Below are 20,746 nucleotides of genomic sequence, written 5' to 3'. Positions count from 1 at the left end.
GATGTTTTCTGGACGGACCCACCATGCTCGAATGGACCACCCTCACTGCCCGCCAACGCGGCACCGCACTGATCGTGCTGCTGATGCCGCTCAGCCTGCTGCTCACCCAGCCCTTCAACGTACAGGCCCTGCTCGAAACCGCTGCCATATGCAGCCTGTTCGCCGGGCTCGCCCTCACCCCGCAAGTCGTGCGCGGCCGGCTTCTGCAAAGCCTGCGGGATGGCCAGCGGTTGCCCGCGCCAAGCCTTGGGCTGTTTGCAGGGGCTTTGGTGCTGTTGGTGCTGGCGCGTCTTGCTGAGATGGTGGGCGCGTCGTAAGGCGGGAAGCGGCTTATCCACAGCCGCGCTAGGTACGTTTAGCCGCCCGGGTCTCACTCAAGCGGCCGTTGCTGGCGTAGTCGAGAAACTCCGCCATGGCCGGCAGCAGCGGCGCCTCGGCGGCCAGTTGCCAGAAGCGCGCCTCTCCCAGTACCGGCACAAAAGCCTTGATCAACATCTGCGCGGCGTTGTGACCGCCGTACTGCAGCCAGTAGCGGCACAGCGCCCGTGCCGAGGCACGCGACAGTTGCGCCCCCTGCATCAATGCCAACGCCCGGCGAAAGTGCAGGTGCCAGAGGCCCTTCAACACCTCTAGCCGCTCGCCTTCGGGCAACCCCGCCAGCCAGCGCCTTGCAGCCTGCAGAGCGTCGCCCTCCAGTGGCCCCGCCAGCGTTTCAATGGAATACGTCCATGCCGCCCCCACACGCAGCAACGCCAGCTGCAGCAGACGACGGAACTGTTCGATGGCCTTGTGGATATCGTCCCGGGTGTCGCCGTCCCAGTCCTCCACCGCATCCAGTTCCAAGCGCAAGGCGTAGAGGCGCTGCTCGATCTCCAGCACCTCATCCGGCCCGCACTCGCTCGCGATGGCGTCCCAGCGCTCGGCCGGTGTCGACACCCAGGGCGGCAGGTCGCCACGGGCGGCTTCGATCAGGTGGGTGAGGCGGCTCATGCGTCCGGCGGGGGGACGTCGATGGGGCTGGTCTGGCCGGCCTCGGGCAGCACCTCCCCGGTTAGCAGCCACCAGCGGAACTGTGGATAAAACCGACTCAATTTCTCCAGGTCATCCGCGCGGAGACGTGCATTGCCGCGCTTGATGCTCTGCCAGCGCACGTATTCCTTGCTGTTGACCTCGGCGAGGTCTTTCAAGCTGGTCAGGTTGAGCAGATGGAGCACGCGATCGGTCACACCTTCCGCCATGGCATTGCGGGAATATGTGTTTTCATCATAAACTAGATTCTGTGGATCAGGCGAAACAGGAGGAGCCTGAGTGCTAGACATGTTCTCGGTATCGGGGGCGAGCTGACCGTTTTCCGGATCGGCCTGCCCGCGCCACAGCCAGAGCTCGTATTGCGGAAACGCCTGAATCAGCGCCTCAAGGTCCTCTACGCGGGGCTTTACAGCGTAGTTGGTCGCAACGGTCTGCCAGCGCCTGCGCTCAATTGCCGTCACACCTGCCAGGCGGGTCGCGCCGAGATGGCGCACCAGAAACCGAAGCCGATCCTCAATCATCCTGAACCCTAGCCAGACAATTTATTTGATTGACAAGATATTTGTCAGAATCGTGAGCGCGACAGACTAATTATTTGCCATTAAGCCGCATCGAAACCCACGAATACTGAAGGAACCTGCCAGGAACTGGAAGGGCCGGGGCTGCCTGCAAGAAAGTTCAGCCTGGCGTTATGGACATGTTCCACAGCACCCCGTTTGAAAGGAGATTGAACATGGCTGACTTCACCTTCGACGCCGCCTGCGCACTGATGGGCCGCACCGCCTGGATAGAACTGAACTGGCCCGACGTCCCGGAACCCACCTTCACCTGCGTGCATATCGTCGGTGTGGTGATGGCGATGGAAGGCGTCTACGACGCCCCGCACTTCCTCACCTTCCAATACAACGGCTCGCAGATGTTCCCGGAAGAACTCTTCTGGTCAGACATCCGCGCATTGCATCCGGTCAGGACAGTGAAGAAGGGAGGGAACGTGGCGGAAGGCAGTGGGAGTCGAACCCACCCAGGAACGGCTGCCGTCCCCCACCGGGTTTGAAGCCCGGCCACGCCACCGGGCGTGATTGCCTTCCTTGTTGACCTGCAGGGCTTTCGCGTCAGCTCCGTTACCGACCCCACGTGGAGTGTCTACGAAGCGTCGATAGTTCGACGACCGCTAGCACGTCCGCCTATGCCCTAGAGCGCGGCGAGCATATCGCATGAGCATCTTGGTTTTCCAACCGTCTGCACTCGGCCGGAACCGGCCAAATGCTGCCCTCCACGAAGGGCCGCTCTGGGGCATTGCTGCCTGTGGCGAAGGGTAGCAGTCTACTGTGGATTCAATCGGTCGCCGCAACAGAATGGCGAATTGGCGCTCTTCATGACTTGAGAGCGATTTATTACAAGGAAGGCAATTTAAGCTTATGAATCAGAGGGTCATGAGTTTTCTTGTTACACCTGGATTTGCCCGAATGCGCCTATACGGTGAAGCCCCACGCGCCTATCACATGGGGCCTTTCCTCGAGCCATTAATGCCCCCGGCACCATCATGATTACAGTGAGTCTAATTTAGAAGCGATTCTGAGAACTACATTATCAATTAAATTATCTCTATTGGATTCGATGCCTCCTTCCAAACTAGTGTAAATCGATACCAAATCCTTTGGAAAGCCAGGGAAGACAGTGTCATCAAGAATTATAGGTATCACTTCGGACTGCGCGACTCTGACCGTAAAGCAGTCTCGCTCGAACGTCGGCCAGACTTTTTCATAGTGATGTGCATCCAATATCGCGACGACTAGGCGAGATTTCTCAACAAAGATCTCTTTAAAAAGTTTTGCCCACGGGCCACCTAAATAGTTGTCTTCATAATTTCTATCATAGAAGGATGAGATGTCGAGCTCTGCCAGCTGATCTACGATGAATTTAGCTAGGACCCGATTCTCCCCCGCGAATGAAATAGCTATATCAAACTCGAAGTCTTTCGCGCCATCTCTAAAGCCGCAACGCTGCCTAAGATCATCCCAGTTCAAGTTTTTTAGATAAAAAAACAATGCCGGGTCCTCAAGTGCAAAGTTTTTTGTAGCTGAATCATAATAGAATAATCTTGAGCATGCCTCCTTCCTCTCAAGCAGAACCGTTAGTCTGTGGTCCTTTATATTATTGATGCTGCCCTTAATATCTGGCCTGGAGTTGGCTAACTCATTTAAATCAACGTTCGAAGACTCTTGCTCTGATATTGCTCTCAGAAGCTTGAAATATGGATCGTTTGATGGTCTAAACCTCCGGCCGCGGCAAAACTCACGAACCGGTGCGTCATAATTATGTTTTAGTATTGCGACTATTAAACCCCTGATATTTTCGTGCTGCCAGGTTACTGTCTTTGTGCTTTGTTGGGATTGGGATATTTCCGCTGCTATGCAGATAGTCTTGCAAATTTGCTGCGTGAGCCAATAGTCGCCGCGACTGTCGGAAATAATTCCCTCGTGGTCGGATATTATAATGTTTAGCTGCTTTGAACCTAGGCTGATTATTTCTCGAATGGCTTCTGACGTGCCGGGAGATATTCGATGCACACCAATTCGTTTGGCGATATCTGGCACAAGTTGAATTAGATCGGAGCCTACCTCATTTATTCCTATGATAACTATTTTGGGAAGGCCCGCCCGATCTTCCCGTTCTGCAACAATCTTCGCAAGGTTAGCTAATCTTTCTTTGGTGGATTTAGGTAGTCTATGGAAGTCATCGATAACGAATATTTCCGCACCGGATTTTTCTGATATTGCTTCAATTATAGGAAGGTCGTCAGGATTTCTAGGCGTTAAGACTCGGGGAGGATTGTCGGGAAACACATCTGACAACACTTTTTTCAAAGTAGTCGTTTTTCCAGTTCCTGACTGGCCTTCGATTATTACGGGCTTAGCTTCGCGACGTATATCTACCAACAGCGCGGTATAATTTGGGGGTTTTACAAATGTTATTAGCGGAACACCTTCAGTTACGAAAACATCTTCCAGATTTGACGAGCCAGCCATTCTAACGCCCTCCGTGTGCAGATTCATAAGGACGATTAAGACACTGAGCCTATTAAAGAGCAAGCCCTCTTAGTAGAGGAGGCCCAATCGACATGGTGCTATTTCTGTCTTGCCGTTCCATGCAACACGCATGTCTCTCATAACGGGACGTCCGTCAAATGCCTACCCACAGAAAAAGCTACACCGGTTGGTTTTCTGCACCTATGACGTGGTGGGGGCTGGGGTCTGGAGTGGCGACAGCGAGCGGATGTAGGTCTCTCTGACCAATATGAAATCTATGACCAAATCGCTGACCCTCGCTGGTGTCAACATCCCCCAGGAGCTTGCTGTGAGGCTGTCGGGCCAACCTTTGCCACCCCCCAGCGACTCTTAATGGCTGAAGAATATGAATTACAGTCGGTCAGCTCGGATGTGATCGTCCTGAAAACGAAAGACCCGTTCGGAAAACCATTTACCCTCGGGATGCACAGAAAATCCTGATTCGGCCATACCATTTATAAGCTTGGCAGTATCAGCGAATCTGATGTTTACGCAGCCCTACACATATGATACCAATGTGCCACCTTCCGGCTCAGCGTTCGGGACTGTTAAGAAACTCAATACATAAGGATGAATGATGTCTGATTCAGACAACGCCGCTCTGCGGGTGGCATACCTGAACATTGTTCAGGGGATAATTTCACGCTTGGCCAACAGTTCCTCTGTCATTAAAGGTGCGAGCGTCACCGTGCTTAGCGCATTGCTTGCCTTCGCCGGTGGAGAGCATGTCAAATTTCATGCGTGGATGTTCATTCTGCCAGGCCTGATCTTCATGTGTTATCACGCTTACTTTTTGCAGCAGGAGCGTGCATTCGTGAAGCTTTACAATATTGCTGCGGCCCAACCAATCACCACACAGGTAAGTTTGGTGATTGACGCGGCAAAGATTAATTCAGCGAAGGAGACCTACTGGTCCGTCTTGTTTAGAAAAACTATTTGGGGGTTTCACCTCCCCATGATCGCTGGTTTTGTCATCGTCTTCTGTCTTTCCCCGAGAGGTTGATATGTTTCTGGACTTGCGGATCAGTGGATTTTCCGGGGCAAACTTGAGCGCCACTACTACCGAAATCGCGGAGTTTGAATCCAAAAATGCCAACCTGACTGCCGATATCGAGCGGTACCTGGTCGACGGCGAGAAGAACCTCAACGCCAAGGCTATCGAAAACCACCTCTTTCCCAAAATGCATACTGACGTCTTCATATCGCATGCCCATGCCGATAAAGCACAAGCGATCAACCTCGCTATCGCTTTCCAAAGAATCGGGCTCACTGCGTTTGTGGATTCGTGCGTGTGGGGTCATGCGGATGACCTTTTGCTCAAAGTAGACAAGCAATTCAGCGCCAACCGAGAGAAAGAGCACTCGTACTCTTACGAACTGAGGAACCGAACGACATCCAACGTTCACATGATCTTGAATTCAGCCCTGCATGAGATGATCGACCGCTCTGAGTTGCTGATTTTTTTGGATACGGATCAGTCCGTTAAGGTCAAGGATCTCATGGAAGGGGATGAATACCTCTCCTCTCCCTGGATCTTTTCCGAACTCACGTTTGCCAAACGTGCCAGACGCACGCCTAGGAAGAAGGCCAAGCTCACACAGGAACATGTGTTCAAAGCACACGCGGGGACCGAAGAACATCGCCAGTTTGAGTTCCAGTACGAACTGCCTCAACTTTCCAGAAGCATCTCCTACGTCGAATTCCTAAACTGGATCAGCAACGGCAGCACCCTGACTGCTGGCTGGATCGAGGGGCTTAAGCATCTTGACGTACTCTACAAGAAAGTTGGCGTACCGGCAGAGCTGCTAAAAGATCCTAGGACCTCCGCCTAACCGCTCACGAGAGTCCTGCATGCGAACCGCAATAGCGTGGGAAGCCTCACCACAACATCACAAAATTCTTGTAGAAGACGAGCCTCTCCAGACCATGGATAGGTACCGCCAAGACCGAAGCGACAAAACCGAAGCCGGGGGGATTTTACTGGGATATCGGAAAGGTCAACACCTTCACATCGTCCAAGTTACAGTTCCGCAGTTGACCGATCGGCGCCGCCGCTTCCGATTTGACAGGTCTACTCATCATCAGCAAATCGCCTTGGAACAATGGCATGTTAGTGAAAAGACAATGGATTATCTGGGCGAATGGCACGCACACCCAGAAATCAATCCATCTCCTTCAGGCGTCGATATCAATGAGTGGGTCAAGATCACAAATCGGCTAACCAAGCCTATGGCGTTCATGATTTTAGGCCTGACAGGAACTATATGGTTGGGGCTATCTGTTAACAACGCACTAATTAAATGCAGCCCAACAACCACCGAGGGGACCTAGCTACTTCGAGGCGCCTGGTGATTAGGTTTCTTAGCCCAGTGCATTCTGTAGCCACCGGCAGCTATTGGCCGTTAGCAGACATAAGTCCCCTGCCAGAAAAACAACACATCAAAACCAAAGGGATGAACAGTTACGCCATTGGGCGTTACTACCTCCTTCACTCTCCCAAGGGCCACCTACCGCAGCAGCCACACATTGACGCCGTAAAACCCCACCGCATGACCACCCCCCAGAACCCCCGTCACCAAATAAACCGGCCAGCCATCCAGCAGAAACCGCGCCGTATGCCCACTGAACAACGGCTGCCCCTCCAACACGCGCCCTGCCGCCAGGGTATCCGGGGCGTTGCTGAGCAGTACGACGGCCAGCCCAAGCCCGGCGCCCCAGCAGAACCCCTCCCACGCCGCGCGGCGTAGCCCGCCCCGACCAGCCAGGATGGTGCGGGCCTGGCGGGTGCCCAGTGCCCACACGGCGATGGAAACGGGCAGCAGCCAGCAGGCGGAGAACAGCAGCGCGGCCTGTGCGTCAGGGGCGGCTGCCAGGGCGATGGCGCTCCAGCCGAACAGGAACAGGGCCGCATCCACGGCCCCGACGATCCAGGGTTTCATCCTTTGGCTCCTTCACCGGGCGGGGCGACGTCGTCGCCGATCAGGCCGCCAGTGTGCCCGGCGCGGGGCGTCCTACAGACTCTGCCGGCCGGGGCGCTCGCGGTGCACCGGGGGCTAGGGGGTGAGCAGGGCCAGGGCGGAGTCTTCGCGGATCTTGCGTTCGTCGCCGATGCGGCGGGTGTAGCCGATGCGGTCGAAGTGCTCCAGCAACTGGATGCTGCGCTTGCGCCCGAGGCCGATGCGGTCGCGCCAGTGGGCGGCCTTGATGGTGCCGTGGGCGGCCTGCAGCTGGCGAGCGTGCTGGGCGAGTTCGCGCAGGGTGGCGTCGGGGTAGAAGAGGTCTTTCACCACCTGGTGCAGGTGCCCGAGGCGGGCGAGCTTGCGTTGCAGCAGGCGCATGGCGCTTTCATCCACGTTCAGTTCGCGGGCCAGGTCGCGGACCCAGGGCGGGTCGTAGCGGCCGGCCTCCAGCAGCGGCCAGATGCGCTGGCGCAGGGCTTCGTCGGCGTCGTTGAGCTGTACGCGGTGGCCGGGCAGGTGCAGCCAGGGGCCGCTGGCCTGGACGGCCTCGCGCACCATGAGCTGTTCCAGCAGGGCGATGAAGACCGGGCGCTCCAGTTCCGACAGGGCATAGCGGCGCAGGCGGTCGCGGTCGGGGCCGAGTTCGTCGGGCTGCTCGGTGTGGAAGCGCGCGAGGCCGTCCAGCAGGCGGTTTTCCAGGGCCTGCCAGCGGGCGCGGGTGAACAGCCGGGGGCCGAGGCGGGTGTCGATCTGCAGGGTGTCGGGCGGCAGCTGCCAGCCGCTGCGGGGGCGGTTGAACTGGCGTTCCAGCAGTTGCGGGTAGAGGCCGTTGTCGGCGGCGTCGAGCAGGGCCGGCAGTGCCTGTTCCAGGCTTGCGCTGCGCAGGGCCTGGAGCTGGGCGAGGCGTTCGGTGCTGCGGCGGTTGCGCGTGGGGGCGAAGGGGTCGAGGACGCGGCCGCCGCCGAGGGTGCGCTGGGCGGACTGGTCGCGCAGCACCAGCCGGTCGCCGTGCACGGCGTGGACGGGGGCGTTGAGCAGCAGCTGGGCGAAGGCCTGCTGGCCGGGGGCGAGGCTGTTGCCTTGCAGCAGGGCGACGCGGCCGGTGACGTCCTGGGCGCCGAGGTGGACGTGCACGGGCGTCCAGTGGGCGAGCGGATGGGGCTCGCCGGGCAGCAGGTGTAGGTCGATGTCGAGGCGGGTGGTGGGCGCGGCGAGGGCCGGCGCCAGCAGCCAGTCGCCCCGGTGCAGGTCGTCGACGGCGAGGCGCTCGCCGGCAAGGTTGATGGCGACCCGCTGGCCGGCGCGGGCGCTCTCCACCTGCTGGTTGCGGCTGTGCAGGCCGCGCACCCGCAGCAGGCGCCCGGAGGGGCTGAGCACCAGTTCGTCGCCGATGCGCACCTGCCCGGCGAAGGCAGTGCCGGTGGCGACCACGCCGGCGCCGGAAACGCTGAAGGCGCGGTCGATGGGCAGGCGGAAGAAGCCGTCGTCGCGGCGGGTGGCGGCCAGCAGGGACTCGCCCAGCAAGGCCTGGCGCAGGGCGTCGATGCCCTGGCCGCCGAGGCTGTCCACCGGGAACACCGGGGCGCCGGCGAAGGGGCCGGAGGCCAGCAGGGCGGTGATTTCAGCGCGGACCTGGGCGATGCGCGCGGGCTCGACGCGGTCGATCTTGGTGAGGGCCACCAGGGCGCGGCGGATGCCGAGCAGTTCGACGATGGCGAGGTGCTCGCGGGTTTGCGGCATGACGCCGTCGTCGGCGGCCACCACCAGCAGCAACAGGTCGATGCCGCAGGCGCCGGCCAGCATGTTGTGGACGAAGCGTTCGTGGCCGGGCACGTCGATGAAGGCGGTGCTCTGGCCGTCGCCGAGGTCGGCGTGGAGGTAGCCGAGGTCGATGGTGATGCCGCGCTCGCGCTCGGCGGGGCGGCGGTCGCCCTGCTGGCCGGTGAGGGCAGTGAGCAGGGCGGTTTTGCCGTGGTCGATGTGGCCGGCGGTTCCGACGATCACGGCAGGGCTCCGTCGAGGTGGGGCAGCTGGGCGAGGAAGGCGGGCTCGTCGTCGAGCTGGCGCAGGTCGAGCCAGAGGGCGTCGTCGTCGAGGCGGCCGATCACCGGGATGGGCAGGGTGCGCAGGCTTTCCTCCAGTTGCCGCAGGGCGCGGCCGCGCAGGCGCTTGGGCTGCTGCGGGCGCAGGCAGAGGGCGGCGCTGGGCAGGCGGGCGACGGGCTGGGCGCCGCTGCCGATCATGCCCAGGGCGGGCTCGACGCTGACCTGCCAGGTGGCGCCGAGCTGGGTGGCCAGGGGCGCGGCGAGGCGCTGGGCCTGGGCGAGGATGTCGGGCTGCGGGCGGCTGAGCAGGCGCAGGGTGGTGAGGCGTTCGGCGAGGCGCTCGGGGTCGCGGTAGAGGGCGAGCACGGCTTCCAGCGCGGCGAGGGTGAGCTTGTCCACCCGCAGGGCGCGCTTGAGGGGGTTCTTCTTGATGCGCCCGATGAGTTCCTTGCTGCCGAGGATGAGCCCGGCCTGGGGGCCGCCGAGGAGCTTGTCGCCGCTGAAGGTGACGATGTCGGCGCCGTCGCGCAGGGCTTCCTGCACGGTGGGTTCCTTGGGCAGGCCCCAGCGGGTGAGGTCCACCAGGGTGCCGCTGCCGAGGTCTTCCAGCAGGGGCAGGCCGTGGGCGTGGGCGATGCGCGCGAGGTCGGGGGTGGCGACGCTGGCGGTGAAGCCCTGGACGCTGTAGTTGCTGGTGTGCACGCGCATGAGCAGGCCGGTGCGGGGGTTGATGACGGCCTCGTAGTCCTTGGCGTGGGTGCGGTTGGTGGTGCCCACCTCGACGAGCTTCACGCCGGCGCGGGCCATGATGTCGGGGATGCGGAAGGCGCCGCCGATCTCGATCAGCTCGCCCCGGCTGATGACCCCTTCCTTGCGCGCGCCGAGGCTGTTGAGGGCGAGCAGCACGGCGGCGGCGTTGTTGTTGACCACGGTGACGGCTTCGGCGCCGGTCAGCTCGCGGATGAGGCCGGTGATGAGGTCGTCGCGGTCGCCACGCTTGCCGCTGGCGAGGTCGAATTCGAGGTTGAGCGGATAGCGGGCGGCCAGGGTGATGGCTTCGATGGCCTCCTCGGGCAGCAGGGCGCGGCCGAGGTTGGTGTGCAGCACGGTGCCGGTGAGGTTGAACACCCGGCGCACGCGGCTGGCGTGCCAGGCGGCGAGGCGTTCACCGGCGCGGCCGGCGAGCACGGCTTCGCTGAGTTCGATGGCGGCGAGCTGGCCCTGGCGGGCGGGCTCGCGCAGTTCGTCGAGCAGGTCGCGCAGGGTTTTCAACAGGGGCTCGCGGCCGTAGCGCTGCTGCAGCGGCGTGCAGGCGGGGCTGCGCAGCAGGCGGTCGACTGAAGGTAGGCGGGGGGCTGACATGGGGGATTCCTTGAGCGGCGTCCGGGTTAGCGCGTGCGGGTTCGGTAGCGCGGTTGACATGGGATTGCGCTGGGGCAATGCCTGTTACGAGCGCGTCCCGCCATCGTCATCGCGCGCCCTGACGTGGGAGCCAAAATACCTCGGGTGCCCACTCCGTATTCATACGGAGCGGAAAAGGTGGGGCGGGGATAACGCCCCTTCAGGAGGCCGAGCGGAGTCGGTGCAACGGGGGTTGAGCGGCATGGATGCCGCGAGAGGCGCGATCTGGCCATGGATGGCCAGTCGCGCCGTGCCCCCGGGGCACCGATGGAGCGAGGGAAGTCCCGCGCAGCGGGACCCGGATGCAGGGGCAAGCCTTTTTGGTTTCTTTTTTGGCGACTGAAAAAAGAAACTCGCCAGGCAAGGCGAAACAGGGGCTCGCAGCACACGCAGTAATGAGCTGGGCTCCTTGACCTGCTGGCAGCACGCGACGCGGACATAGCCATGTTCTCCAGCCCTCCCGTGGCCGGCCGAGTCCATTGGGGTTGGTTGCTGAGTCTAGGTGCTCATTCGCTCCCAGGCGCGAGCAACAGGTTCGGCGCACGTCGCAGATACCCCTCCTCCGCCAGGCGCAGGTCGAGGTCGAGGCTGGCGAGGTCGTCGGCCTGGGCGTCGGCATGGCTGTCGTGCTCCAGGTAGCAGTGCTTGAGGTAGCCCTGGCAGCTGGGGCAGGTCTCGGCGCGCAGGGGCGCCTTGTCGGCCGGGCGGTCGTCGCGTTCGACGCTGAGGTAGGCCAGGCGCTTGCTCTCCTGGCAGTGGCTGCACTTGACCCGCACGTAATGCCATTCGCAGCTGCACAGGGAGCAGCTGAGGTAGCGCAGGCCGTTGTGCTGGCCGAGGTGGCGGACCATGCCGGCCACGGGCGGGGAGCCGCAGGCGGGGCAGACCACCTTGGCTTCGCCGTCCTGCACGCTGCCGGCGGGCAGTGCCAGCAGCCAGTGGCTGAAGGCGACCTGCAGGGCGCCCCCGAGGAAGGGGACGACGGCGGGCGGCAGCAGGTCGAACTGGCCGCTGAGCAGGCTGATGCCCCAGGCCTTGCGCTGGCCGGCGGCGGCCTGGCGCAGCTGCTGGAGGGCGGCGGCGACGGCGGGGTTGCCGGGGGCCGGCAGTTGGTCCAGCAGGGCATCCACGGCCGCCAGCCAGCCGTCGGCGCGCACCAGGGTTTCGAAGGGCAGCGGCGGCATGCGGTGCTCGCGGCTGCGGGCGACGGCTTCCGGGGCGGGGCCGGGCAGCGCGGGCGGGTTGTCGAGCACGCGCTGCTGGGCCTCGCAGAGGTCGGCGATCAGCAGCAGGTAGGCGGCCAGCGGGTGGCCGTCGGCGAGCTGGCGCAGGCGTTCGGCGCGGGTGGCGAAGAGGTAGCGCTGCGGCAGGTGGAGGAAGGGCGGGATGTTCGCCGCGGCGGCGATCTGTTCCGGTTCGAGCAATTGGCCTGACACGCAGGACTCCTTGTGAAGGTGCTGGATGGGGCGAGGTCAGTGCTTGCCGTCGCCCTTCTCGATGGATTTGAACCAGGCGCCATGGTGCTTGCGCGCCCAGCCCCGGCTGACCCAGCCGTGGAGCATGGCGCCGATGGAGCCTTTGACCCAGATGCCGGCGTAGATGTGCACGAGGATGCTGAGGATCAGCACCCAGGCGGCGAAGGCGTGCAGCAGCGCGGCGAGGCGGATCAGGTCGATGCCGAAGAAGTGGCTGAAGTACTGGCGCCAGATGACGATGCCGGTGAGCAGCAGGGTGATCATGGAGGCCAGCAGGACCCAGAAGAGGATCTTCTGCCCGGCGTTGTAGCGGCCGACTTCGGGGAGGCGGTCCTCACGGTTGTTGATGACGTCCTTCATCTGCCGCAGCCATTGGCCGTCGCCCTTCTCCCAGCGGTTGTGGTGGGCGAAGCGCAGGGCCAGGACGCTGAAGAACAGGAACATCGCCACGCCCATGAAGGGGTGCAGGATGCGCGTCCAGGGGCCGCCGCCGAACAGGTGGGTGAGCCAGAACAGCGAGGGGTGGAACAGGGCCAGGCCGGACAGCCCGGCGAGGAAGAACAGGATGGCCACCGCCCAGTGGTTGCTGCGCTCGGAGGCGGTGTAGCGCTGGATGTCTTTGTTCATGTCGTACTCCGTAACCCGGGGGCGCGTCCCTGCGCCCCTGACCGGCCCTCGCCCGCTGGGCGAGGGGGTTGTCTGTCAACACGGTGCCCTGGGGTCGAACTCGTGGACCGAGGGGTCGACCTTGTGCACCGCCGGCTCGCTGGGGGGCGTTTCGTCCTCTTCCACGCGGTTGGGGCCGACCCGCACGTAGTGGAAGAAGCCGAACAGCGCCACCGCGCCCATGGCCAGCAGGCCAAGAGGCTTGGTGATGCCCTTCCACAACCCGACCAGCGGGCTGATGGCAGGCGCCTCGGGCAGGCCGGCGTAGAGCGCGGGCTTGTCGGCGTGGTGCAGCACGTACATGACGTGGGTGCCGCCGACGCCCTGCGGGTCGTACAGCCCGGCGTTGTCGTAGCCGCGCGACTTGAGGTCGACGATGCGCTCGGCGGCGTGCTCCTTCATGGCCTCCTTGGTGCCGAAGACGATGGCCCCGGTGGGGCAGGTCTTCACGCAGGCCGGTTCCAGCCCGACGGACACGCGGTCGGAACACAGGGTGCACTTGTACGCCTTGTGGTCCTTCTGCGAGATGCGCGGGATGTTGAAGGGGCAGCCGGTGACGCAGTAGCCGCAGCCGATGCACTTGTCCTGGTTGAAGTCGACGATGCCGTTGGCGTACTGGATGATCGCGCCGGGGCTCGGGCAGGCCGCGAGGCAGCCGGGTTCGGCGCAGTGCATGCAGCCGTCCTTGCGGATCAGCCACTCCAGCTTGTTCTCCTCGGGCTCGTGCTCGGTGAAGCGCATGACCGTCCACGAGTCGGCCGTCAGGTCCATGGGGTTGTCGTACACCCCGTGGTTGTGGCCGACCTCGTCGCGCAGGTCGTTCCATTCGGAACAGGCGACCTGGCAGGCCTTGCAGCCGATGCACTTGGAGACGTCGATCAGCTTGGCCACCTCGCCCAGTTGCCGAACGGACGGGCTGGGCGTGGTGGTGGCGGAGCGGGCAATGATGTCTTGTGAGGCCATGGCGCTGCTCCTATGCCTTTTCCAGCTTGACCAGGAACGACTTGAACTCCGGCGTCTGGGTGTTTCCATCCCCGACGAAGGGCGTCAGCGTGTTGGTCAGGTAGCCGTTGCGCGCCACGCCGGAGAAGCCCCAGTGCAGCGGGATGCCGATCTGGTGGACGGTCTTGCCGTCCACCTCGAGCGGGCGGATGCGCTTGGTGACCACGGCCACCGCCTTGATGTAGCCCCGCTGGGACGACACCTTGACCCGCTCGCCGGCAACGATGCCCAGCTCCCGCGCCAGCGCTTCGCCGATCTCGACGAACTGCTCGGGCTGGGCAATGGCGTTCAGCCGGCAGTGCTTGGTCCAGAAGTGGAAGTGCTCGGTGAGGCGGTAGGTGGTCGCCGCATAGGGGAACTCGTCGGCGGTGCCGAGCATCTCGCGGTCCCCCGGGAACAGGCGGGCGGCGGGGTTGCTGGTGACCTTGCGGTTCTCCGGGTGCAACGGGTTGCGGCCGATGGGCGTCTCGAACGGCTCGTAGTGCTCGGGGAAGGGCCCTTCGTTCATCTTGTCGAGGGCGAAGAATCGCGCGACGCCCTCGGGGTTCATGATGAACGGGTTCATGCCCTGCTCCGGCGGCACGTCGGGCTTGTAGTCGGGCACGTCGGTGCCGCCCCAGGCCTTGCCGTTCCACCACACCAGGCGCTTCTTCTTCGGGTCCCAGGGTTGCCCGTTGGGATCGGCCGAGGCGCGGTTGTAGAGGATGCGCCGGTTGGCCGGCCAGGCCCAGGCCCAGCCGAGGGTCTGGCCCATGGCGTAGGGGTCGGCGTTGTCGCGGCGGGCCATCTGGTTGCCGGCGGCGGTCCAGCAGCCGGCGAAGATCCAGCAGCCGCTGGCGGTGCTGCCGTCGTCCCGCAGCAGGGCGAAGCCGGGCAGTTGCTCGCCGGCCTTGAGCAGCGGTGCGCCCGTGGCCGGGTCGTTGAGGTCGGCCAGGGCCTTGCCGTTGAACTCGCGGGCGATCTCGTCCGGGGCCGGCTCGTCGGGGCGCAGGTAGTTCCAGTCCAGCCCCAGGATGGGGTCGGGGAAGGCGCCGCCGTCGCGGGTGTAGGCCGCGCGCAGGCGGTGGAACAGTGCGCCCATGATGGCGATGTCGGTGCGGCACTGGCCGGGCGGCTCGGCGCCCTTCCAGTGCCACTGCAGCCAGCGTCCGCTGTTGACCAGGGAGCCGTCCTCCTCGGCGAAGCAGGTGGTGGGCAGGCGGAACACGGTGGTCTGGATGCTGGCGGTGTCGACGTCGTTGTACTCGCCGGCGTTGCGCCAGAACTCGGACGTCTCGGTGGCCAGCGGGTCCATCACCACCAGGTACTTCAGCTTGGCCAGGCTCTCCACCACCTTGCCCTTGTTGGGGAACGAGGCGATGGGGTTGAAGCCCTGGCAGAAGTAGCCGTTGACCTTGCCCTGGTGCATCAGGTCGAAGTAGCGCAGCACGTCGTAGGCCGGCACGTCGAGCTTGGGCAGCCAGTCGTAGCACCAGTTGTTCTCGGCGGTGGCGGACTTGCCGAACCAGGCCTTCATCAGGCTGACGTGGAACTTGCCGTAGTTCTGCCAGTAGGACAGCTGCCCCGGCCGCGCGGGCTTGGCGGCGCGCTTGGCGATGTAGGCGGCATAGTCCTGCTCCGCGTCGCCGGCCAGGGTCAGGTAGCCCGGCAGGGAGTTGGAAAGCAGCCCCAGGTCGGTCAGGCCCTGGATGTTGGAGTGGCCGCGCAGGGCGTTCATCCCGCCACCGGGCATGCCGATGTTGCCCAGCAGCAGCTGCACCATGGCGCCGGTGCGGATGATCTGCGAGCCCACCGAGTGCTGCGTCCAGCCGAGGGCGTACAGGATGGTCATGACCTTGCCGGGCGCGGAGGTCTCGGCGATCTGGCTCCAGACCTTCTGCAACTGCTCGGGCGGGGTGCCGCAGGTGCGGCTGACCACCTCGGGCGTGTAGCGGCTGTAGTGCTTCTTCATCAGCTGGAACACGCAGCGCGGGTCTTCCAGCGTCGGGTCGACGCGGGCGTAGCCGTCCTCGCCCTTGGCGTAGCTCCAGGCGGATTTGTCCGGGTAGGCGCGCTTGGCCTCGTCGTAGCCGTTGAACAGGCCGTCTTCGAAGCTGAAGCCTTCGTTCACGATGAACGACGCATCGGTGTAGTGCCGGACGTACTCGTGCTGGATCTGGTTGGTGGTGATCAGGTAGTTGATCAGCCCCCCCAGGAACGCGATGTCGGTCCCGGTACGGATGGGTGCGTAGTAGTCGGCCACGGAAGCCGAGCGCGTGAAACGCGGGTCGACCACGATCAGCCGGGCCTTGTTGTGGGCCTTCGCTTCGGTCACCCATTTGAAGCCACAGGGATGGGCTTCGGCAGCGTTGCCGCCCATGATCAGCACCAGATCGGCATTCTTGATGTCGGTCCAGTGGTTGGTCATGGCGCCACGGCCAAACGTCGGGGCAAGACCTGCCACCGTCGGGCCATGTCAGACACGTGCTTGGTTATCGAACCCCAGCATGCCCAGTGAACGCACCACCTTGTGGGTGATGTAGCCGGCTTCGTTGCTTGATGCCGACGCGGCGAGGAAACCGGTGGTGAGCCAGCGGTTGACCGTCTGTCCGGCGTCGTTCCTGGCCACGAAGTGGGCGTCGCGGTCCGCTTTCATCAGCTGGGCGATGCGGTCGAGCGCCTCGTCCCATTCGATGCGCTTCCACTCGCTGGAACCGGCTTCGCGGACCTCGGGGTACTTCAGGCGGTTGGGGCTGTGGACGAAGTCCAGCAGGCCGGCGCCTTTCGGGCAGAGGGTGCCGCGGTTGACCGGGTGGTCCGCGTCGCCCTCGATGTGGATGATGTTCTGCGCCACGTTCTTCGACGCATCGCCCTGGCTGTACATGATCAGGCCGCAGCCGACCGAGCAGTAGGGGCAGGTGTTACGGGTTTCGACGGTTCGCGCCAGCTTGAAATGGCGCACCTGGTCGGCGAAGGCGACCGGGGGTGCCATCCCCAGCGCCGCCAGGCTCGATCCTCCAAGGCCTACACCGCAGACCTTGAAGAACTGTCGACGGTTCATGTCCATCGTGGGTTCTCCTGCATCAGGCAAGGGAGCCGCTCTTCGGCGACTCTTCAGCCCCGGAAGCTTAGTCAAGCGAACCGCTCCGCGCATGGATCCAGAGCAATGGTTTGACCGAAATGCCCGAGCGGCACGTCAACCGGGCCGTTATCCCGCCGGGCGCAACTTCCTATGGTGAAGGCCCTTCTCCCCGCGCCGGTCCGCCATGAACACAGCCTATCCCCATCTGCTCTCGCCCCTGCACGTCGGCCCGCTGCACCTGCGCAACCGCGTGGTGATGGGCTCCATGCACACCGGCCTGGAAGACCGCCTGCGGGACTTCGACAAGCTGGCGGCCTACTACCGGGAGCGGGCGCGGGGCGGCGTCGGGCTGATCATCACCGGCGGCTTCGCGCCCAACCGGGAGGGCTGGCTGCTGCCCTTCGGCAGCAGCCTGACCCGCGGCCTGGAAGTGCCGGCCCACCGCCGCCTGACCCAGGCGGTGCACACCGAGGGCGGGCGCATCCTGCTGCAGATCCTGCATGCCGGGCGCTACGGCTATCACCCGCTGGTGGTCTCGGCCTCGCCGCTGAAGTCGCCCATCAGCTGGTTCGCCCCGCGCGAGCTGAGCGAGCGGGGCATCGAGCGCACCCTGCGGGCCTTCGTGCGCTGTGCGCGGCTGGCCAAGGCGGCGGCCTACGACGGGGTGGAGATCATGGGCAGCGAGGGCTACCTGCTGAACCAGTTCCTCTGCCCGCGTACCAACCAGCGCCGCGACCGCTGGGGCGGCTCGCTGGAAAACCGCATGCGCCTGGCGGTGGAGATCGTCCGACGCATCCGCCGCATGGCCGGGGACGGCTTCGCCATCGGCTTCCGCCTGTCGCTACTGGACCTGGTGGAGGGCGGCAACACCGCCGCAGAGGTGCAGCAGATCGCCCTGGCGCTGCAGGAGGCCGGCATCGACCTGCTCAACACCGGCATCGGCTGGCACGAATCGCGGGTGCCCACCATCGTCACCTCGGTGCCGCGCGGGGCCTTTGCCGAGGTCAGCGCACGGCTGCGGCGCGTGCTGCGGGTGCCGGTGGTGGCCAGCAACCGCATCAACACCCCGGAGCTGGCCGAGGCGCTGATCGCCGACGGCCAGGCGGACCTGGTGTCCATGGCCCGGCCGCTGCTGGCCGACCCGCAGTTCGTCGCCAAGGCCGCGGCGGGTCGGCCCGAGGCGATCAACACCTGCATCGCCTGCAACCAGGCCTGCCTGGACCACGCCTTCGCCAACCGCCGCGCCAGTTGCCTGGTCAACCCACGGGCCGGTTTCGAGACCGAGCTGCGCTACCGCCGCACCCGCCAGCCCAAGCGCATCGCCGTGGTCGGCGCCGGGCCGGCGGGGCTTTCCGCCGCCTGCGTGGCCGCCGAGCGCGGGCACCGGGTGACGCTGTTCGAGGCGGCGGCCGAGATCGGCGGGCAGTTCAACCTGGCCCGGCGCATCCCCGGCAAGGCGGAGTTCGACGAGACGCTGCGCTACTTCCGTACCCGCCTGGCGGAGCTGGGGGTGGAGCTGGTGCTCAACCGCCGCATCGGCCCCGGCGAGCTGAGCGGCCATTACGACGAGGTGGTGGTGGCCACCGGGGTGCGCCCCCGCGCGCTGGCGCTGCCGGGCGGCGGGCACCCCAAGGTGCTCAGCTACGCCGAGGTGCTGCTGGGTGCGCCGGTGGGCGAACGGGTGGCGCTGGTGGGGGCCGGCGGCATCGGCTTCGACCTGGCGGCCTTCCTGCTGCAGCCGCACACACCGGACCCGGCACGCTGGCGTGCCGAGTGGGGCATCGACCTGCAAGGCACCACGCCCGGTGGGCTGGTTCCGCCGCTCGCCCTGCAGCCGCAGCGGGAGCTGTGGCTGCTGCAACGCAAGCTGGCGCCCCTCGGTCGGGGGCTGGGCAAGACCAGCGGCTGGGTCCACCGCGCCCACCTGCAACGCCTGGGCGCGCGGATGCTGGGCGGGGTGGAATACCTGCGCGTGGACAACGACGGCCTGCACATCCGCCACGACGGACGCGAGCAGGTGCTGCCTGTGGATAACGTGGTGATCTGCGCCGGCCAGGAACCCGTGCGCGACCTGCACCCGGTGCAGGGCTCCGACCACCTGCGCCTGCACCTCATCGGCGGCGCCCGCCGCGCCGGCGAACTCGACGCCAAGCGCGCCATCCGCGAAGGCGCCGAGCTGGCGGCGCGGTTGTGAGGGTCGTCGACATTCCCGGGCATGTAGATAGAAGCCGGTGGGCTGAAGCGGAACGCCGCCCGCCCCACCCTACGACCGATGCCTGAAGCTGTTTGGCTGCACCCTGTGGGAGCCTTTCAACATCGATGCGGTTCGCCGAGCTCACCGCATCCTACGGTTCCGCTCCATCCGTAGGATGGGCTGAGCTGTGCGAAGCCCATCAGGGTGCGCGGCGTGCGGAATCGATCCACAAACGCAACGCTCATGGGCCGCTGAAGACCTCGGCCTCTCACATCCCTGACGGATCGATGCGGTTCGCCGAGCTCACCGCATCCTACGGCCCCGCTCCGTCCGCAGGATGGGCTGAGCTGTGCGCAGCCCATCGGGATGGCGTGCGGGATCAATCCACCAACGCAACGCTCATGGGCCGCCGATACGTCGGCCTCTCGCACACCTAACGGATCGATGCGGTTCGCCGAGCTCACCGCATCCTACGGCCCCGCCCCATCCGTAGGATGGGCTGAGCTGTGCGAAGCCCATCGGGGTGGCTGCGGGATCGATCCACCAACGCAACACTCATGGGCCGCTGGAGACGCCGGCCTCTCGAATCCCTGACGGATCGATGCGGTTCGCCGAGCTCACCGCATCCTACGGTCCCGCTCCGTCCGTAGGATGGGCTGAGCTGTGCGAAGCCCATCGGGGTGGCTGCGGGATCGATCCACCAACGCAACGCTCATGGGCCGCTGGAGACGTCGGCCTCTCGCATTCCTGACGGATCGATGCGGTTCGCCGAGCTCACCGCATCCTTGTATCTACGGTCCCGCTCCGTCCGTAGGATGGGCTGAGCTGTGCGAAGCCCATCGTGACCGGCTCCGGGTGAGGGACTTCGAGATTCCTGGAGCCGCTGGGCTTCACGCGTCCCAGTCGGTGTCGTCCTGCAGGCGTTCGGCGAGGTGGTCGAGGAGCAGGCGCAGGGCGTGGGGCATTTGCCGGCGGCTGCCGTAGAGGGCGTAGATGCCGAGCACCTGGGGTTCGTGGTCGGGCAGCAGCTGCACCAGGTCGCCGCTGCGCACCAGGGCGGCCACCGAGTAGCGCGGTTGCAGGCTGATGCCCTGCCCCGCCAGCGTGGCCTCCAGCAGCACCATGGATTCGTTGGCACTGAGCCGACCGCTGACCGGTACGGCGCTGGGCTCGCCGTCGCGGAAGAAGGTCCACAGGCTGCGGCCGAAGTAGGAGTAGGTCAGGCAGTCGTGGCGCACCAGGTCCTCGGGGGTGCGCGGCAGGCCGTGGCGGGCGACGTAGGCCGGGGTGGCGCAGACCACCGAGCGGCAGGTGCCGAGGCGCCGGGCGATGAGGTTGGGGTCGAGCTGGTTGGTGATGCGCAGGGCCAGGTCGATGCGTTCCTCGATCAGGTTGACCGCCTGGCTGTTCACCAGCAGGTCGATGCCCACGGCCGGATACTGCTGCTGGAAGCGGCCGATCTCGTGCACCAGCCAGGCCTGGGCGAAGGACTGGCTGCAGGTGACCCGCAGGCGGCCGCTGGGCGCCTCGCGGTGGTCACGCCCGAGGCTCTGCATGGACTCGGCCAGGGCGCAGACTTCCCGGCACTGCGGCAGCATCTGCTCGCCGGTGCCGGTCAGGCTCAGGCGCCGGGTGCTGCGGTGCAGCAGGCGCGCGCCGGCCCACTCCTCCAGTGCGGCGAGGTAGCGCGAGATCATCGCCCGCGACATGTCCAGGGCATCGGCAGCGGCGGTCTGGCTGCCCCGCTCCACCACTTCGACGAAGACCCGCATGGCAGTGATCCGATCCATGTCTATGCTCGCTATGTGCAACAAAGAAGCGCGGATTATGGCGTTTTTTGCCGCC

General features: G+C 64.5%; 16 protein-coding genes and 1 tRNA gene. 5 read left to right on the top strand and 12 right to left on the bottom strand.

The window, feature by feature from the left end; all coding sequences use genetic code 11:
- Positions 1-23: 23 nt before the first annotated feature.
- The gene (locus tag RTK35_RS23500; protein WP_316909126.1) at positions 24-317 is read left to right on the top strand and encodes a hypothetical protein; all 294 of its coding nucleotides are present in this window, start codon (positions 24-26) and stop codon (positions 315-317) included.
- Positions 318-345: 28 nt separating this feature from the next.
- Here the strand turns inward: RTK35_RS23500 and RTK35_RS23495 are convergent, their stop codons facing one another.
- The 4 genes from RTK35_RS23495 to RTK35_RS23480 all read right to left on the bottom strand — a co-directional run bounded on the left by RTK35_RS23495 (position 346) and on the right by RTK35_RS23480 (position 4,058).
- Positions 346-990: a hypothetical protein gene (locus RTK35_RS23495; RefSeq protein ID WP_222900915.1), complete on the bottom strand. Its 645-nt coding sequence runs from the start codon at positions 988-990 to the stop codon at positions 346-348.
- Complete coding sequence (locus tag RTK35_RS23490; protein ID WP_316909125.1) at positions 987-1,550, bottom strand: hypothetical protein; 564 nt, start codon at positions 1,548-1,550, stop codon at positions 987-989. Before RTK35_RS23490 ends, RTK35_RS23495 begins: the two co-directional genes overlap by 4 nt.
- 471 nt (positions 1,551-2,021) lie before the next feature.
- A tRNA-Sec gene (locus RTK35_RS23485) sits at positions 2,022-2,117 on the bottom strand.
- A gap of 459 nt (positions 2,118-2,576) precedes the next feature.
- Positions 2,577-4,058, bottom strand: a complete 1,482-nt coding sequence (locus tag RTK35_RS23480; RefSeq protein ID WP_316909124.1) for a hypothetical protein — start codon at positions 4,056-4,058, stop codon at positions 2,577-2,579.
- A gap of 616 nt (positions 4,059-4,674) precedes the next feature.
- Here RTK35_RS23480 and RTK35_RS23475 point away from each other — a divergent pair.
- Genes RTK35_RS23475 through RTK35_RS23465 form a run of 3 tightly spaced genes read left to right on the top strand, consistent with a single transcriptional unit; the run spans position 4,675 to position 6,428 of the window.
- Positions 4,675-5,100, top strand: coding sequence for a hypothetical protein (locus tag RTK35_RS23475; protein WP_316909123.1), 426 nt, complete (start codon positions 4,675-4,677; stop codon positions 5,098-5,100).
- 1 nt (position 5,101) lies between these two features.
- Complete coding sequence (locus RTK35_RS23470) at positions 5,102-5,929, top strand: hypothetical protein (protein WP_316909122.1); 828 nt, start codon at positions 5,102-5,104, stop codon at positions 5,927-5,929.
- A gap of 19 nt (positions 5,930-5,948) precedes the next feature.
- Positions 5,949-6,428, top strand: coding sequence for a Mov34/MPN/PAD-1 family protein (locus RTK35_RS23465; protein WP_316909121.1), 480 nt, complete (start codon positions 5,949-5,951; stop codon positions 6,426-6,428).
- Positions 6,429-6,604: 176 nt separating this feature from the next.
- Here RTK35_RS23465 and RTK35_RS23460 read toward each other — a convergent pair whose 3' ends face one another.
- From RTK35_RS23460 to fdnG, 7 genes are all read right to left on the bottom strand, one after another.
- A complete protein-coding gene (locus RTK35_RS23460; protein WP_316909120.1) occupies positions 6,605-7,036 on the bottom strand; it encodes a hypothetical protein in 432 nt (143 codons plus the stop codon).
- Positions 7,037-7,150: 114 nt separating this feature from the next.
- The gene (gene selB / locus RTK35_RS23455; RefSeq protein ID WP_316909119.1) at positions 7,151-9,061 is read right to left on the bottom strand and encodes a selenocysteine-specific translation elongation factor; all 1,911 of its coding nucleotides are present in this window, start codon (positions 9,059-9,061) and stop codon (positions 7,151-7,153) included.
- Complete coding sequence (gene selA, locus RTK35_RS23450; protein WP_069561565.1) at positions 9,058-10,464, bottom strand: L-seryl-tRNA(Sec) selenium transferase; 1,407 nt, start codon at positions 10,462-10,464, stop codon at positions 9,058-9,060. Before selA ends, selB begins: the two co-directional genes overlap by 4 nt.
- 545 nt (positions 10,465-11,009) lie before the next feature.
- The gene (gene fdhE / locus RTK35_RS23445; RefSeq protein ID WP_316909118.1) at positions 11,010-11,939 is read right to left on the bottom strand and encodes a formate dehydrogenase accessory protein FdhE; all 930 of its coding nucleotides are present in this window, start codon (positions 11,937-11,939) and stop codon (positions 11,010-11,012) included.
- A 36-nt stretch (positions 11,940-11,975) separates the two neighbouring features.
- Positions 11,976-12,605: a formate dehydrogenase subunit gamma gene (locus RTK35_RS23440; RefSeq protein ID WP_142012440.1), complete on the bottom strand. Its 630-nt coding sequence runs from the start codon at positions 12,603-12,605 to the stop codon at positions 11,976-11,978.
- Between the two features lie 75 nt (positions 12,606-12,680).
- The gene (fdxH, locus tag RTK35_RS23435; RefSeq protein ID WP_316909117.1) at positions 12,681-13,607 is read right to left on the bottom strand and encodes a formate dehydrogenase subunit beta; all 927 of its coding nucleotides are present in this window, start codon (positions 13,605-13,607) and stop codon (positions 12,681-12,683) included.
- Between the two features lie 10 nt (positions 13,608-13,617).
- A complete protein-coding gene (fdnG, locus tag RTK35_RS23430; RefSeq protein WP_139233695.1) occupies positions 13,618-16,692 on the bottom strand; it encodes a formate dehydrogenase-N subunit alpha in 3,075 nt (1,024 codons plus the stop codon).
- 199 nt (positions 16,693-16,891) lie between these two features.
- On the opposite strand from fdnG, the gene RTK35_RS23425 reads away from it, so the two are divergent.
- Positions 16,892-18,901, top strand: coding sequence for an NADPH-dependent 2,4-dienoyl-CoA reductase (locus RTK35_RS23425; RefSeq protein ID WP_316909116.1), 2,010 nt, complete (start codon positions 16,892-16,894; stop codon positions 18,899-18,901).
- 890 nt (positions 18,902-19,791) lie between these two features.
- Here the strand turns inward: RTK35_RS23425 and RTK35_RS23420 are convergent.
- Positions 19,792-20,691: a LysR family transcriptional regulator gene (locus RTK35_RS23420; protein ID WP_044411213.1), complete on the bottom strand. Its 900-nt coding sequence runs from the start codon at positions 20,689-20,691 to the stop codon at positions 19,792-19,794.
- Positions 20,692-20,746 lie beyond the last annotated feature (55 nt).

Origin of the sequence: Pseudomonas sp. zfem003, from assembly GCF_032621675.1 — a bacterium.
GTDB lineage: Bacteria > Pseudomonadota > Gammaproteobacteria > Pseudomonadales > Pseudomonadaceae > Metapseudomonas > Metapseudomonas otitidis.
Note: the sequence above shows the minus strand (reverse complement) of the source record. Positions and strands in the feature narration are given on the sequence as shown.

Excerpts from the sequence above, each read along its gene's own strand:
- RTK35_RS23500 (WP_316909126.1), top strand. The coding sequence starts at position 24 with ATGCTCGAATGGACCACCCTCACTGCCCGCCAACGCGGCACCGCACTG.
- RTK35_RS23495 (WP_222900915.1), bottom strand. The coding sequence starts at position 990 with ATGAGCCGCCTCACCCACCTGATCGAAGCCGCCCGTGGCGACCTGCCG.
- RTK35_RS23490 (WP_316909125.1), bottom strand. The coding sequence starts at position 1,550 with ATGATTGAGGATCGGCTTCGGTTTCTGGTGCGCCATCTCGGCGCGACC.
- RTK35_RS23480 (WP_316909124.1), bottom strand. The coding sequence starts at position 4,058 with ATGGCTGGCTCGTCAAATCTGGAAGATGTTTTCGTAACTGAAGGTGTT.
- RTK35_RS23475 (WP_316909123.1), top strand. The coding sequence starts at position 4,675 with ATGTCTGATTCAGACAACGCCGCTCTGCGGGTGGCATACCTGAACATT.
- RTK35_RS23470 (WP_316909122.1), top strand. The coding sequence starts at position 5,102 with ATGTTTCTGGACTTGCGGATCAGTGGATTTTCCGGGGCAAACTTGAGC.
- RTK35_RS23465 (WP_316909121.1), top strand. The coding sequence starts at position 5,949 with ATGCGAACCGCAATAGCGTGGGAAGCCTCACCACAACATCACAAAATT.
- RTK35_RS23460 (WP_316909120.1), bottom strand. The coding sequence starts at position 7,036 with ATGAAACCCTGGATCGTCGGGGCCGTGGATGCGGCCCTGTTCCTGTTC.
- selA (WP_069561565.1), bottom strand. The coding sequence starts at position 10,464 with ATGTCAGCCCCCCGCCTACCTTCAGTCGACCGCCTGCTGCGCAGCCCC.
- RTK35_RS23440 (WP_142012440.1), bottom strand. The coding sequence starts at position 12,605 with ATGAACAAAGACATCCAGCGCTACACCGCCTCCGAGCGCAGCAACCAC.
- fdxH (WP_316909117.1), bottom strand. The coding sequence starts at position 13,607 with ATGGCCTCACAAGACATCATTGCCCGCTCCGCCACCACCACGCCCAGC.
- RTK35_RS23425 (WP_316909116.1), top strand. The coding sequence starts at position 16,892 with ATGAACACAGCCTATCCCCATCTGCTCTCGCCCCTGCACGTCGGCCCG.
- RTK35_RS23420 (WP_044411213.1), bottom strand. The coding sequence starts at position 20,691 with ATGGATCGGATCACTGCCATGCGGGTCTTCGTCGAAGTGGTGGAGCGG.